This window comes from Desulfoprunum benzoelyticum (genome assembly GCF_014201505.1).
Classification (GTDB): Bacteria; Desulfobacterota; Desulfobulbia; order Desulfobulbales; family Desulfocapsaceae; genus Desulfoprunum; species Desulfoprunum benzoelyticum.
The window spans coordinates 235,669-250,190 of record NZ_JACHEO010000003.1 but is presented as its reverse complement, the minus strand read 5'-3'; the positions used below and the strand labels follow the sequence as shown (position 1 = coordinate 250,190).

Below are 14,522 nucleotides of genomic sequence, written 5' to 3'. Positions count from 1 at the left end.
ACCCTTTTTGGAACTGGATTTTGTTTTTTGCCATGGCATGCTCCTCTTGTGGTTGTTCTGAGAGAGTACCTTACCATGGTTGGTAGGACAGATAGTGTCCCATCACGGATAAATCTGTCGAGGCTGAGTTTCAGTGGTAATCAGATTTTGATATGCCGGAGCTGTCGACCAGCAACAGAAAAACATTAAATACTTAACATCTTAAATTCACACCGGATCAAACCTGGGCAATTGTTTGCTATGGTCGGTAAACATGTTGATAATAAAGTAAAAAATATACAATCGGATTTTTCCGTAAAAGTGACGCGGTCGATATCTGTAGTAATAGTCGTGTATCACAATGACTTTACAGAATATTAAATGGGTAGTCGGCCGCCTTCGGCGGATGAGTGCTACGTTGTGGCACCTTTCTTGCAGATGTGAGCCCAGTGTCCAGATTGTGCAGGGTCATTGGCGCGCCTGCCCCTTTGGCTTCAGTCGACAACGATCACGGGAGGATCAATGAAAAACACAACCTTAGTCATGGCATCCCTGTGCGTCCTGGTGGGCAGCAGCTGTTTCGCTGCCGACAGGTCCATAGAGATGTCAACGTTTCCTGCGCTGGCGACGCTCGGCCAGTCGGTACAGTTCGAATGTACCGGTGTCGGCAGTTGGCGTGCGCCACTGAGTTCGGCCCGGATTATCATCACTAATCCGCAGCGACAGTCAGGCAGCACAGAGGTGACGAGACGGAAAATGACCATCGATGGCCTGACCGCCGACTTCAAGTACACCATCCCGGCCAACGAGCCGGCGGGAAACTGGAAGTATACCTGCATCCTCCAGGACCGATCGGGCAAGGTCAGGCAGAGTGTCGATTTTGTTGTCAAAGAGTCAGCCGATGTCGGCACCGAGCCACCTCCGGGTACCGGCAGCCCTTCGCCCGGCGGCGGACTGGTGGATGGACCGATCCCGGCCCATAACACCATCACCGCCTACAATGGGCCGGCGACCTGCATCACCTGTCACCAGGAGGAAGCGGATGACATGCTCGACAGCCTGCACATGCAATGGGCCGGTCCGACCTCGGATCTGACCAATACCAACGGCGAACAACTCGGCAAGGGCGTCGGCGGCATCAACACCTTCTGCACCTACGCGGTGTCTTCGAAAGGGGCCTGTTACTCCTGCCATGTCCGCGCCGACGGCAACGCCCCGCATCCGCCGGAGGCCGCCGATGTCGACTGTCTGATGTGTCACAGCGATACCTACCAGCGCACGACCGTGGCAGACCCAGGCAATGCGGTCACGGTCACCAATGTTCTGGGCCAGCTCAAGACCTATCTCTTCGGCAAACAGGACGCCCAGGGCAACTACACCACCGCGCCCGACTTCACCAAGATGCCGGCGGGCACAACCATGGTCAACCTCGCCCGGACGGTCCATCTGCCGACCAACCAGTCCTGTCTGCGCTGTCACGCCACCGCCGGCGGCGGCGACTGGACCAAGCGCGGCGACATGGGGCTCAATTCCACGGACGCCACGATCGACCAGGATGTTCATCTTGCCAAGGCCGGCGCCAACCTGACCTGCGCCAGCTGCCATGCGTCGGCCAACCACAAGATCGGCGGCCGCGGCATCGATCTGCGGGCGACCGAGGCCCCGAACCCCACCTGCCAGTCGTGCCACACCGCGGCGCCGCACTCCAACACCACCCTGAACCGGCATGCCCAAGGCCAGGTCAGCTGCCAGACCTGTCATATCACGACATACGCCAAGGGCGGGGCGACGGAGATGTCCCGCGACTGGAGGACCCCGGTCTGGAATCCCGCCTTCTGCTCGGGGCAGGGCGGTTTTATCGGCGAAGAGGTCAGGCAGGCCTATGTCAAACCGGAATACGTGTGGTTTGACGGCACCTCGAGTGTCTACAATGTCGGCGAGACCATCACCCCCGACGCCCAGGGCATCTATCCGATGGCCAGGGCCAATGGCGCGCCGTTCGACGGCAAATCGAAGATCGTGCCGATCAAGCGCCATTTCACGATCATGCCGCTGCATGAGAGCGGCAAGATCATCCCGCCGGCCATCATGTGGATGTTCATGACCGGCAATTTCGATGCCGCCGTCCAGGAGGGCATGAAAGAGCAGGGCATGACCGGGAGTTACAAGCTGGTCGAGGCCGATGCCGAGATGCTCATCACCCACGGCGTCGAGCCGAAGAGCAAGGCCCCGTCCTGCACCTCGTGCCACGATGGTTCCGGGGCCACGGCCGACGGCAAGGGCATGATCCCGTTCGCCGCCCTCGGCTACCACCAGCTGCCGGCCCAGGTGAGTTCGTGTACCCTCTGCCATGAAAGCAAGAGCCAGCCGTTCGAAACCATGCATCAAACCCATCGGAGCCGTGACATCTCCTGCACCAGCTGCCATACGCCGGCGCCTACCGGCCTGGTGCAGTCCCGGAATGTGCTCTGCAGCAGCTGTCATGACAGCAAATCGTGGAGCGGTTCCAGTAGCCATAAAAAACACCTCGACAAAGGGTTCGAATGTGCAACCTGTCACAATTTTTCCTGATGGAGAAGAAGGGGGGCGCTACCGGAAGAGGGATAAATAGCGGAAAACCGGTGATCGGCAGGGGTGCCTCTGCCAGAGAGCGGCGACTGCGGCGGTGTTTCAACGAAGTGCCCGAGGACCGGCCCTCGAGCGAAGACAGGTTCTCCCGGAAACATCCTGGTGAACCTGTTCGTCTGTGGAGGGTTTTTGGTTTTCTTCGCCTCCGATCCGGATGTGATTGCTGGTCCCTGTTAATCAAAATAATTTGTTTGTTATCGAGTATTTATTCTGACGTAAGCGGTGCCCGCCACAGGCCTTTGGCGGTATCGGCCAGTCATCCCGCGAACCCTGGCCGATAAAAGGTCTTCAACGTCCTTGCCTGGAAAGGGAAATTTTTGTTATCATCCATTGAGCTACTTGGGTGTTCGATGGCGATATCAGAACGTTTTCCAATGCTGAACGCGAAGGTGGGATGAATATGTGCGAAATCAAAACTGAGTTCCGGATAATCATGCTGCTGGTGGTGACGATTCTGCTGTCGGTCGTATCCGTTCATGCCGGGGGCAATCTCGATCCCGCCTTCGGGGAACAAGGCGTAGTCGTCACCGACTTCGGGATTGATGACGACGAGGCCCTGGCCCTCGCCGTCCAGGCGGACGGGAAGATCCTGCTCGCCGGCTTCAGCACCAATTCGGTGGTGAAGGATGTAGCGGTGGCCCGGTATCACCAGGACGGCAAACTCGACACCTCGTTTCAAACCACCGGCTATACCACCTTCAACGTCGGCGGCGGCAATGCCATGGCCCGGGCCATTGTCGTCCAGGAGGACGGCAGGATCGTCATCGCCGGCACCGCCGACAATGGCGCCAATGCGGCAAGCTCGGCGGTTTTCCTGGCCCGCCTCAACGAAAACGGCGCATTGGACCCTGCTTTCGGCACGGGCGGCATACTCGTCCTGCCGCTGGATGATAAATCCGGGGTAGCCTATGATCTCCAACTCACGCTCGATGGCGATATCCTGGTGGCGGGGACGGCCGGCGGCAGCAACGGCCAGCAGGCCATGATCGCCCGGGTGAAGCAGGATGGAAAGCGGGACACGACCTTCGGCACGGACGGTGTCGTGTTGCTCGACCGCGAGTATGAGACTGCCGCCCATTCTCTGGTGGTGCAGAGCGATAACACGATCCTGATTGCCGGCTACAGTAAACCGGAAGAAGTCGCCGGCCTCAGTCTTGTCCGGCTTCAAGCCGATGGGGCGATCGATGAATCGTTCGGCGTCAAAGGCGAAGTCCGGATCACCGACACGGAAGGGGAGGCGATACTCTATGACATGGCCGCCCAGGCGGACGGCCGGCTGGTCGTTGTCGGCACCTACGATAACAGCGAATATCGCGAGATCATCCTGGGGCGATTTTTGACCAATGGACAGCTTGACAACAGTTTCGGCACCGCCGGGATAGTCCGCAGCGATCTGGGCTACGACAGCGTCGGTTACGGGGTGGCGGTACAGAACGATGGCGCCATCGTGGTGACCGGTTATAGCCAAACGATGAAAGGCAAGGATATCATCCTGCTCCGCTACGGGGTTGAACAATCGGCAGCGGAGGGTTCATCGGCGGGAGCAACCGAGACGGCGACGGAGACAACCGGGGCACCTGCGGATACGGATCTTGTCGCCTCATTCGCGAACACTGCGGTCACGAGTCAGACTGAGACGGCTGGGGAAGGGAGCACTCCGTCGGCGGCCACGGACGTGACGACGACGGCAGCCGCCGCCGATGCCGCGATCGCCACCTTTATCGCCGATGCGGTTTCCTTGTATGACGACGTGGGCCGGGCCCTCGCCGTGCTGCCGGACGGCAGGGTTCTTGCCGCCGGTTATTCCAGCAACGGCGACGACAACGATTTCGTCCTGCTGCAATACAGTGTGGCGGCGATGTCGGCTCTGGCCGAATCGACAGCCTTGGCTGCCGGTGGAGTCTCTTCGACCTATTATCACATCTCCACGACCCCGATCTTCGATATCGGCCGCAACAACGCGATGTCGGGCGGGGCGATAGCCAAAGTTGCAGATAGTTCGGAAATAACCGTTCCGACGGTAACGACCCGAGGGGTGTGCTATGGTACGGCGCGGCATCCGGTGTACAGGCCGGCCGATACGACTGATACGACCGACACGGCCGATTCGACCGACCCGGTCATACTGCCGGCGACCACCAACGACAGTTCCTTTAATTACAAGACGGTGCTGTACGGTCAGACCAGCGACGGATCGGGAGTGGGAACGTTCGGCAGCAATATTGTCGAAATCACCCCGAATACAAGATATTATGTCAGGGCCTATGCGGTGCTTTCCGACGAGACGGTCATTTACGGCAACGAGCTGTCGTTCGAAACCAGCGACGCCTGTTTCATCGCCACTGCCGCCTACGGTTCGGTGCTTGATGCGCATGTGGTCGTGCTGCGCAATTTCCGCGACCGGTATCTGCGCGGCAATGCCCTGGGACAGGCCTTTATCGACCGGTATTACCGTTTTTCACCAAAGATTGCCGAGGTCATCGAACGCAATGCCGTTCTGAAACAGGTCGTCAGGGTGGGCCTGTGGCCCTGGGTTGCCTTCAGCTATCTGATGCTGGAATTTGCCGTCTGGGTGAAAATCACCCTGCTGCTGCTGGCCGCGCTGGTTGGCGGCGCAGCGGTGTACTCCTTCAAATCAAACGCAAAAGCAAGAAATACACTATGATCGATCGATATACCGCGCGCTCGCTGCAGGGGCTGAAGCGTCGTTCTGTTGAGGCTGGATTTACCCTGATAGAATTGCTGGTGGTTCTCGTCATCATCGGTATTCTTGCCGGCTATGTCGGCCCGAAAATCATGGGCCACCCGGAGGAAGCCAAGAGAACCAAGGCGGCGCTGCAGATTCAGGGAATTGAAACCGCCCTCAACCTCTACAAACTCGACAACGGCCTGTATCCGTCGACGGAACAGGGGCTGCAGGCCCTGGTTGAACCGCCGGCCGCCGGGATACTGCCGCCGAAATGGCGCGACGGCGGCTATCTCGAAAAGAGCAAGGTGCCGAAGGACCCGTGGGGCAACGATTTCGTCTACCTCAGTCCCGGGGTGCATGGCGATTTCGACCTCAGTTCCTATGGCATCGACGGGGAGGCGGAAGGTGAAGGCGACAGCGCCGACATCAACAACTGGGAGATAGAGTAACCGGTGCCGGTGGACCAGCGGGGGGAGACCAGGGCTGTCGGTTCCCGGCAGGTGCGGGAAGGATGCGGCGAGTCTGGCTTCACGCTCTTTGAATTGCTGGTGGTCTGCGCCCTGATCTCCGTCATGCTGGCGGTGGCGGCGCCGACTCTGAAGAATTCGCTGCTGACCGATCCGCTCAAGACCTCTTCCCGGCAGGTCATCGGGTTGATCAAGGCGGTGCGGGAAAAAGCGGTGCGGGACCAGCAGGCCTACATCATCACCTTCGATCTGGCGGAAAACCGCATCTGGTTTCGCCAGGAGTCGGCAATCGAAATGGAAGAGCCGGATGAGGTGGAGGCGGAGGCGCTGTACGTGCCGCAACCCGTCCGGATCGTCGATATCTGGACCAGATCCGGGGGCATGATGGATGAAGGCCAGCCGCTGCTCTGGGTCAGTCGACAGGGATATATCGACGAGACCATGATCCACCTGGAAAATGACGACGACGAGGTCCTGAGCATGCTGTTCTCCCCTTTTCTCGGGAATGTCCGGATCACTGACGGCTATGTGGAGATGGAGTGATACGGTAACTGCGTGAACCCTCCTGCGACGATACCGGTTTCCCCTCTCTTCCCCTCAAAACAACAGGGGTTTACTCTTCTTGAAGTCCTGATCGCCATCGCGATCCTGGCGATCAGCCTTTCCGCCATCTTCGGCTCCCAGGCGCAAAGCCTGGCCCTCGCAGCCGAAGCCCAGTTCAATATCCGTGCCGCCACCCTGGCGAAGGCCAAGCTGGCCGAATACGAGAGCGGCGTAGCCCCTGTCGAAGACGGAGACGGTGATTTCGGCGACGATTTTCCCGGTTTTGCCTGGAAGATTGAGGTCCAGGATGCCGATCTGTCGGAGATTCTGCCCGCATCAGCGGATCCGGAACAACCTCTGCAACGGGTTGACCTGACCGTTTCATGGGAAAACGCCGGTCTCAGCTACACACTCAGATGCTATATCAGCAAGGAGATCAACCGCTGAACCTTCGGCCGCAACAGACGAGACAGGACGGCTTCACTCTGCTGGAGTTGCTGATGGCGATATTCATCTTCGCTATCGTCATCTCCTCGGTGTATGGTGCCTACAGGTCGACGTTCCGGGTGACGGACAGCACAAAGTCCGTGGCGGAATTCAGCGACATGGCGCGCATCGCCCTGGAGCGCATGGCCGGCGATCTGGAATCGGTGTACCTCGGGGATGGCGGTTCGCTGCAGGGAGAAAGAAATGATGGAGAAACCGGGCGCGCCGACCAGTTGACCTTTACCTCCGCCGCGCATCTGGTGTTCACCAAGACCGGGCCGGCAGCAGGCTATGCGATGATCCGGTATGCGACCGAGGTGGACGAAGAGAGCGGCCTGTTGCGACTGTATCGCCTCGATGTGCCTGTGCGACCGGGAAACGGGCCAATGATTGACGAGGAGAAAGGATTTCCGCTCTGTGATCGTCTAGCTGAAATCGAGTACAGCTATATTGACGATCAGGGAGATGAACATGAGGAATGGAACAGCCGTGAGGGGGCCATGGTTCAGGAGGGCGGAACGCGGACCGGAAATTTTCCGGCGATGGTCCGACTGACCCTGCGCTTTGCGACTTCGGCCGAGGCTGAAGAGCAAACCGTTTTCGCGACCGCAGTCGCTCTTCCTTTACCACACAGGGCCGATACGCCGTGATCCGGGGACGACGGACAACTCTCCTGGGCAACGACCGGGGCATGGCCCTGCTCCTCACGATCATCATCATCAGTCTGCTGATTGTGGTGACCTTTGAGTTCGCCAGGTTTATGCGGCAGCATCACCTGGCGGCCGCCAATCTGAAAAGTGGCGAACAGCTCGGAGCGATTGCCCGCTCCGGGGTCGCCATCGCCGCCGCTCTGCTGGCGGAGGATGGGAAGGGCGATTCTTCCGACACGTTCCTCGATAGCTGGGCGACGCTTGAACAGGTCGACTTTTCCGGCCTGTTCGACCAGGGGGGGTTGAGGCTGTCGGTGGTCGATCTGTCGGGCAAGGTCCAGATCAACAGCCTCATCGCCAGTGGCGCGATCGGTGCCGGCACCAGGGAAATATTGATCAACCTGCTCATATCAGGAGATTTTACTGTGGAGGACGAGGTTGAGGCGAGGGGGATCGTCGATTCTCTCGTCGACTGGCTCGATACCGATGACTTGGAGACGGAGTTCGGGGCGGAGAGCAGCTACTACCAGCTCCTTTCCCCCGGATATGCCTGTCAGAACGGTCCGGTGCATTTTATCGAGGATCTTCTGCTGGTCAAGGGCATTACTCCTGCCCTGCTCTACGGCGATGACGGCAAAAAAGCTCTGCAGGATTTTGTGACGGTCTACGGCGATGACGGCAAGATCAACCTCAACACGGCACCGCCGGAGGTGATCCGGGCGATAAATCCACAGATAACCGTGGAACTGGCCGCAGGTCTGGACGAATTCCGGCGGCAGAAGGAAAATCAGGAGCTGCTGGCAGAGGCCGCATGGTATCTGAATGTACCCTCCTGGCCTGGGGATGTGGTAATTGATACGACACTGACAACCACGGCGAGCAGTTATTTTTCCATTGTGGCGGAGGGGAAATTTGATACGATGAAACGAAAGGTTACAACGGTGCTCCGCCGGGCCCAGCAGGGAAAAATTACTGAATTGAACCGAAGGGTAGAGTGAACTGATGGCGCATACGGTTTTTGCCCTTGATATTCACGATGATCTCGTTACCGGCGTGCTGGTGCGGCAGGAAGCCAAGTCCCTTGTGGTTGCGGCCTGCAGCAGTGCCGATGTCGGTCTCCAGTCGGTCGAAACGGCGGTCACCGAGGTGATCGCCCGGGTCGGATACACCGAAGGGGAATGTCGGGTCGCCCTGGGAGCGGAACATTTTTACTACCGCAACTTCAATTTCCCTTTCACCGATGCCCGCAAGATCAACAAGATCCTGCCGGGAGAACTCGTCGAAAACGCTCCTGTCGAAATGGACAGGATGGTGTTTGACTATCTGTTTGCGAGCAGAAAAGAGCGGGAGGCGGGGATAATCACGGCAATGGCCGAGAAAGTCTACCTTGCCGGGCAACTCCAGTTTCTGCAGGGCCAGTCGTGCGACCCGGAGATTATCGGCATCAGCGGTACATTCGGCGCAACCGCGATCAGCGGTCTTGCCGAGGTCCCGGAAGATTACTGTTACCTCGATGTCGGATTCCGCCGGGCGGTGCTGGTCGTGATACTGGCCGGGAAGATCGCCGTCATGCGGCCGCTGGTCTTTGATACCGCGCTCCAGGCTGGTTTCGGATTGAAGGAAGACGGCCTCGGGATCTCCGTACTCCACCCTGAGAACCTCCCGCCCGTATTCGCCGCATTTGGCCGAACGGTCCGGCAGGCAATCCAGGCGGCCAGGATCGGCATGCGGGGCCAGGATCTGCCGCTGTACCTCGCCGGTCCGCTTGTCGCCTATCCCGGGTTGGCGGAAGCGCTGCGAGCCTCCTTGCGATGTGAGGTCAACAGTTGCGATCTGCTGGCCTCACCGCTGCTGAAAGTTGCAGATGCAGCGGTCTCCTGCCGGCCCCAGGGGGTGATGCACCGGGCCCTGGCCCTCGCCCTGGCGCCGGCAAAACCGGGTCGGGAGTTCAATTTTCGCAAGGATGCGTTCAGAAAGAGAGGATCGTCCCAGGTGCTGCGGCGATATACACGGCTTGCCGCCATACCGCTGGCCGTGCTGGCGCTGCTGATCGTCGCCCTGCTCTGGCGCGATCACGCCCGGTTGAAGGAAAAAGAACGGGCTTTGGACTCCCAGGTACGTGAAATCTTCACCCAGACCTTGCCGGATGTGAAGCGGATTGTCAATCCGGTGCAGCAGATACAGGTCCGGATCGATGAGGCCAAAAAAGCGTACATGGCGGGAGGGACAACCAGCGGCGGCCTGGGATCGCTCGATCTTCTGGCCGAGATATCGGCTCGAATTCCACCTGCGTTGCAGGTGCAGATCGTCAAATTGACCGCCGATCAGAATGATGTCCGCCTCAAGGGAACGACGGCAACGTTCAACATCGTCGATTCGATTCAAAAGGAATTGGAAAAATCCCCATATTTTTCGAAGGTGGAAATCAGTTCTGCCAATTCATCGGTGAAAAGCGGGACCATTGATTTTGAAATCAAACTCGTACTGAGGCAGTAACAGAATGAGAACACTCCCGTCATATCTGAACCTGCAGACTCTCCGCGAGAAAAGCGGATTCGACGAACTGGAGTACCGGCAGAGAATTCTGTTGCTGGGCGTGTCGATCTTTCTACTGCTCTTTCTGGTCTATCAACTCCTTCTTTCCCCTTACGTTGACGCCCGTGCCCGGCTGCAGCATTCCGTTCAGCAACGGCAGAAGGATCTGGAACAGATACAGAAATTACGTCAAGACTATCTGCTGATTAAAAAACGGGAAGGAGGAATCAGAGACCGTTTGGCAAAAAGATCCCGTGATTTCGCTCTTTTTACGTATGTGGACAGGATGGCGGATCAGGCAAAAATCAAGGATACCATCCAGTACATGAAGCCTTCGGTCGCAACCGGTGAAGGTTCTCTGCAGGAATCGCTGGTTGAGTTGAAATTGCAGGGGACAACGCTCGAAGGGCTGGTAAACTTCCTCAAGCTCGTTGAATCGACTGAAAATGTTGTCAGTCTTCGACGCCTTGCGATTCAGGAAAACGGCAAGACCAAAGGATATATCGACGTGACCATGCAGATTGTCACCTATACCGAAAAGGCTGGGGCATGAGAACAGGATCGGCGGCGAGTCTTCGATGGTTCTTCTATTGCAGCTATGCGCTTGTGCTGACTGCGGTGTTGCTGTATGTCCGCTTTCCAGCGCAGGAGTTTAAAGAGTATTGCACCAGGAAGGCTGAGGGTTTGTTCAATGGCACAAAGTGCACGATAGGAAAAATCACCTATGCATTCCCGTTCAATCTCCGCTTTGATACGGTTAAATTTTCATTGCCGAACGGGGAGAACACACCGCTGTTCGAGCTGAACTCGCTCAAGCTGTCTTCCCGATGGCGAGATTTCGGTGGGACATTCGTTGTCAGCGGGCAGGGCTATGCCGGCCATTTCGACGGGGTGTTGCAGACCGGACAGGGCAATAATGACTTTTCCCTGGACCCGTTGACGATACGGAATGTCGACCTGTCGGCGATACAACCGGTGCACGATACACTGCAACGAAAGATCTCGGGTCGACTTGATTACACCGGAACCTATTCGGCCGTCGTCAATCAGTATCTTGAGGGAAAAGCGGTCGGTAAAGTGAAGCTGCGGGAAGGCGGAATCGCGCTGATGCAACCGGTTCTCGCCATGAAGGAGATTGATCTGCAGCAGGTCGAGATGCATATCCAGTATGATAAGCGCCGGTTGCAGATCACCAAAGGGAAGGCCAATGGCAATGAAATGACTGCTGATTTCACCGGCATGGTACAGATGATCACCCCCTGGTACCTCAGTAATGTGAGCGCCAAGGGAGATTTTGCCCTGCAGGCAGCGTATATGCGAGAAAATATTACTGTTCGTAATGAACTGATATTTTTACAGAAGCAATTTAAAAAAACGACGATTCCCTTTCAGATTGCCGGAAATTTACAGACGCCGGCATTCCAGTTTGGTTACTGAGGTTCAGCACCATGAAAATCCGGATCTCAACCTTTCTTTCTCTGTTGCTGATCACCCTCGCCTGTGTGTTGGCGGTTGAGGGATTGTATACGGTGGTTGAGAAGAAACTGCGAGCCCCGGTCGCAAAAACCGCGGTTGTTGCCCAGGTGCCGGTGCGGAAACAGGTGGAATCGTCGGCGACGCAACGCACCGCCGAGGAAAATGTGCGCAAGGTCCTTCAACGCAATCTCTTTGGGCCGCCGCCTTCCGCCGCTGCAACGAAATCAGCCGGGAACCAGTCGGCTGCGGATCTGCAGCCGACCTCTCTGTCGCTGGTTCTGATGGGGACCATCGTCAGCAGCGGCGAGGAGAGCAGGGCGATTGTCCTGGAAAAAGATACGAAGAACCAGGATATATATCAGCAGGGTGACGTAGTGCAGGGGGCGGTGGTCAAAGAGATTCTGAGAAAAAAAATTGTCTTGACCTCCAACGGCAGGGATGAAGTCCTTGATATGACCGAGGCCGCCAAATATACACCGTCGATACCACCTCCAGCAGCGGCTTCTCCTGCGGCGCGACAGGGGCAGACGTTACCGGGCGGGGGAGGCCGGACAGTCGCGCCGCAGCCGCAGGATCTCGAGGCCTCGCAATCACCTCCTCCCGGAGGGCGCCCCAGGATAATCCGACCGAATCGGAGAACGTATACCCCTATTCCGGGACAACCTTCACAATAAATCAAAACCGTTATGAATCGAATACTCTTCCAGATACTGCTCGTCTTCATCGTCTTCATCGGTCTGACAAACGTACCGGTTTATGGGGTTGAGGGAACGGCCGAAGTTGATCAGCCACCTGGCGAAAATGTCCACCAGCGGTTTATCACCATTGATTTCGACAATGTCGATATCCGGGTGTTTATAAAATATATAAGTGAATTGACGGGTAAAAACTTCGTTGTCGATAAGTCTGTGCAGGGCAATGTGACGATCGTTTCCCCGACGAAGATCTCGGAAGACGAGGCCTACCGTGTCTTTGAATCGGTCCTCGACGTTCACGGCTACACCACCGTCGCTGCCGGTTCGATCATCAAGATATTGCCGTCGGCAGAGGCCCGATCCCAGAATATCGATACCCAGATCAACGCCGTCACCGCAGCGCCGGAGGACCGGGTGGTGACCCAGCTGATACCACTGAAATACAGTTCGCCGGAAGAAATGAAAAAAGTGCTGACGCCGCTGGTTTCCAAAACCTCCGTGATGGTCGCCCACACCCAATCCGGTATCCTGATCATCACGGAAACACTGTCCAACATGCAGCGGCTGCTGGCGATCATCGAGGCCATCGACGTCGAATTCTTCCAGGAGGACATGGCGGTTATCCCCTTGAAACACGCGACCTCGGAGGCGGTCGCCAAGGTCCTGAGCTCCATTTATCAGCAGTCTGGAGCCAGAAAAGATGCGGTAGCAGCGGCGTCATCGATCAAGGTTGTGCCTTATGAGAGGATCAATTCCCTGGTCGTGGTCGCCAGTACCGCCGACATTGAACGGATCAGGGACCTGGCCGCGAAGCTTGATACGGAGGTCGAGCGGGGAGAAGGCAATATTCATGTCTTTTATCTCCAGAATGCCAGTGCCGCCGAGTTGATCAAGGTCCTCAATGTCCTGCCTGAGGCCACCAAATCCGGCAGTAAGGATGACGCCAGCCTGCAGATGCCGGCGATCTCCAAGGATGTCAAGATAACTGCCGATACCGAGACCAATTCCCTCGTCATTACCGCATCGAAGGAAGAGTACCGGGTCATTGAGGACGTTATCAAAAAGCTTGATATCCCCCGGCGCATGGTCTACCTGGAGGCCTTGATCATGGAGGTCGATACCGATAAAGCCTTCGAGGTCGGGGTGCAATGGATAGCTGGAGGAATATTCGATGATGCCACAGGGCGATTGGTGACGGGTTTCAGCGGCAACACCAATCCTTCGTACAATATGATCGACGGGATTGACGGTACAAACCCCGCTTTACCCACCGGCTATTCCTTCGGTGTCCTGAAACAGGGGATTCAGATCGGCGGTGTGACCTTCCCGAATATTGCCGCTATCCTCCGGGCGTATAAAAACGACAGCTCTATCGACATCATATCGACGCCGCAGATCCTCACTACCGACAACAAAAAGGCGGAAATCAGCGTCGGTGAGAATATTCCTTACATTACAAGCCAGAACACCACTCAGGCCGAACAGGACTATACCCAGTATGAGTATAAGGATGTGTCGACGAAACTGACGATCACCCCGCACATCAGTCTGGCGGATACGCTGCGCCTCGAGATCAAGACCGAGGTTATCAAACTGAAGGCCCAGGATGCCGCTGATCAATATCGTCCGACGACCTTCAAGCGGACCGCGGAAACGACAGTTATCCTCAACGATACCGATACCGTCGTCATTGGCGGCATCATTGGTCAGGAGTCCACCAGCGGGGAATGGAGTGTCCCGATCCTGGGCGATATCCCTGTGCTCGGGCATCTGTTCAAAAGCAGATCCAGAGGCAGCAACATGACCAACATGTTTATCTTCATCACCCCGCACATCATCCGCAACCCTGCGGACCTGTCCAGTATGACCCTGAAAAAGGAAGGCGAGGTCGGCAGGGAGGTGCCGCAGCTGCATGAGAAGGGCCGGAAGGTCGTGAATGCCGAGCACAGTCTGGCCTTGACCGAAATGGGTTTTGAGAAGCTGGCGAAGGGCAATTATCAGGTGGCGAAGGAATTTTTCGTCAAGGCGCTGGACAATGATCCGAAGAATCCCTACGCCCTGCTCAACCTCGGCGTCGTCTACGAATCGGAGAAAAAACCGGCGGAGGCAGTCAAAATGTATCAGGCGGTCATTGCTACCGGAACGGCATCGGTCGCGCCCACCTCGACAGACCCCAGCAAACAGGGAATGCCTTTGGTGCAGATTGCCCGGGACAATATTGAAAAATTGCAGCACAACGGTCAGCGGAAGGTGTCGCCTCGTCTCCCTGATCCAACCACGGGTGGGACGATGTGAAACTGCGGCGCAGATCTCTGTGTACACCCGGAAGAAAGGGACGGAAGGATATTGTTGGAGTATGCCAGTACAAATGAAC

The 14,522-nt window shown here is 57.0% G+C and carries 12 protein-coding genes; all 12 read left to right on the top strand.

All coding sequences use genetic code 11. The annotated features are described in order from the left end of the window. Positions 1–501: 501 nt before the first annotated feature. Positions 502–2,550, top strand: coding sequence for a multiheme c-type cytochrome (locus tag HNQ81_RS05285; RefSeq protein WP_183349036.1), 2,049 nt, complete (start codon positions 502–504; stop codon positions 2,548–2,550). 457 nt (positions 2,551–3,007) lie between these two features. Then, entirely contained in the window at positions 3,008–5,272 is a 2,265-nt protein-coding gene (locus tag HNQ81_RS05280; RefSeq protein WP_183349034.1) for a CFI-box-CTERM domain-containing protein, read from the top strand. Then, positions 5,269–5,745 carry a type II secretion system major pseudopilin GspG gene (gspG, locus tag HNQ81_RS05275; protein WP_183349032.1) on the top strand — a complete coding sequence of 159 codons (477 nt, stop codon included), beginning with the start codon at positions 5,269–5,271 and terminating at the stop codon, positions 5,743–5,745. Before HNQ81_RS05280 ends, gspG begins: the two co-directional genes overlap by 4 nt. Positions 5,746–5,748: 3 nt before the next feature. Beyond that, positions 5,749–6,306, top strand: coding sequence for a pilus assembly FimT family protein (locus HNQ81_RS05270; protein ID WP_183349030.1), 558 nt, complete (start codon positions 5,749–5,751; stop codon positions 6,304–6,306). A 12-nt stretch (positions 6,307–6,318) separates the two neighbouring features. Beyond that, the gene (locus HNQ81_RS05265; RefSeq protein ID WP_183349028.1) at positions 6,319–6,753 is read left to right on the top strand and encodes a prepilin-type N-terminal cleavage/methylation domain-containing protein; all 435 of its coding nucleotides are present in this window, start codon (positions 6,319–6,321) and stop codon (positions 6,751–6,753) included. Further along, complete coding sequence (locus tag HNQ81_RS05260; RefSeq protein WP_183349026.1) at positions 6,690–7,442, top strand: type II secretion system protein; 753 nt, start codon at positions 6,690–6,692, stop codon at positions 7,440–7,442. The genes HNQ81_RS05265 and HNQ81_RS05260 overlap by 64 nt, the downstream gene beginning before the upstream one ends. Before the next feature lie 41 nt (positions 7,443–7,483). Next, positions 7,484–8,440 carry a type II secretion system minor pseudopilin gene (locus tag HNQ81_RS05255; protein WP_183349024.1) on the top strand — a complete coding sequence of 319 codons (957 nt, stop codon included), beginning with the start codon at positions 7,484–7,486 and terminating at the stop codon, positions 8,438–8,440. 4 nt (positions 8,441–8,444) lie between these two features. Further along, the gene (gspL, locus tag HNQ81_RS05250; RefSeq protein ID WP_183349022.1) at positions 8,445–9,938 is read left to right on the top strand and encodes a type II secretion system protein GspL; all 1,494 of its coding nucleotides are present in this window, start codon (positions 8,445–8,447) and stop codon (positions 9,936–9,938) included. A gap of 91 nt (positions 9,939–10,029) precedes the next feature. Next, a complete protein-coding gene (locus HNQ81_RS05245) occupies positions 10,030–10,530 on the top strand; it encodes a type II secretion system protein GspM (protein WP_183349020.1) in 501 nt (166 codons plus the stop codon). Beyond that, positions 10,527–11,414: a type II secretion system protein GspN gene (gene gspN, locus HNQ81_RS05240; protein ID WP_183349018.1), complete on the top strand. Its 888-nt coding sequence runs from the start codon at positions 10,527–10,529 to the stop codon at positions 11,412–11,414. Before HNQ81_RS05245 ends, gspN begins: the two co-directional genes overlap by 4 nt. Before the next feature lie 11 nt (positions 11,415–11,425). After that, positions 11,426–12,127, top strand: a complete 702-nt coding sequence (locus HNQ81_RS05235; protein WP_183349016.1) for a type II secretion system protein N — start codon at positions 11,426–11,428, stop codon at positions 12,125–12,127. Positions 12,128–12,139: 12 nt separating this feature from the next. Beyond that, a complete protein-coding gene (gspD, locus tag HNQ81_RS05230; protein ID WP_183349014.1) occupies positions 12,140–14,443 on the top strand; it encodes a type II secretion system secretin GspD in 2,304 nt (767 codons plus the stop codon). Positions 14,444–14,522: the final 79 nt, after the last annotated feature.

Coding starts and splice junctions, on each gene's coding strand:
- HNQ81_RS05285 (WP_183349036.1), top strand. CDS start 502: ATGAAAAACACAACCTTAGTCATGGCATCCCTGTGCGTCCTGGTGGGC.
- HNQ81_RS05280 (WP_183349034.1), top strand. CDS start 3,008: ATGTGCGAAATCAAAACTGAGTTCCGGATAATCATGCTGCTGGTGGTG.
- gspG (WP_183349032.1), top strand. CDS start 5,269: ATGATCGATCGATATACCGCGCGCTCGCTGCAGGGGCTGAAGCGTCGT.
- HNQ81_RS05260 (WP_183349026.1), top strand. CDS start 6,690: ATGGGAAAACGCCGGTCTCAGCTACACACTCAGATGCTATATCAGCAA.
- HNQ81_RS05255 (WP_183349024.1), top strand. CDS start 7,484: ATGGCCCTGCTCCTCACGATCATCATCATCAGTCTGCTGATTGTGGTG.
- gspL (WP_183349022.1), top strand. CDS start 8,445: ATGGCGCATACGGTTTTTGCCCTTGATATTCACGATGATCTCGTTACC.
- gspN (WP_183349018.1), top strand. CDS start 10,527: ATGAGAACAGGATCGGCGGCGAGTCTTCGATGGTTCTTCTATTGCAGC.
- HNQ81_RS05235 (WP_183349016.1), top strand. CDS start 11,426: ATGAAAATCCGGATCTCAACCTTTCTTTCTCTGTTGCTGATCACCCTC.
- gspD (WP_183349014.1), top strand. CDS start 12,140: ATGAATCGAATACTCTTCCAGATACTGCTCGTCTTCATCGTCTTCATC.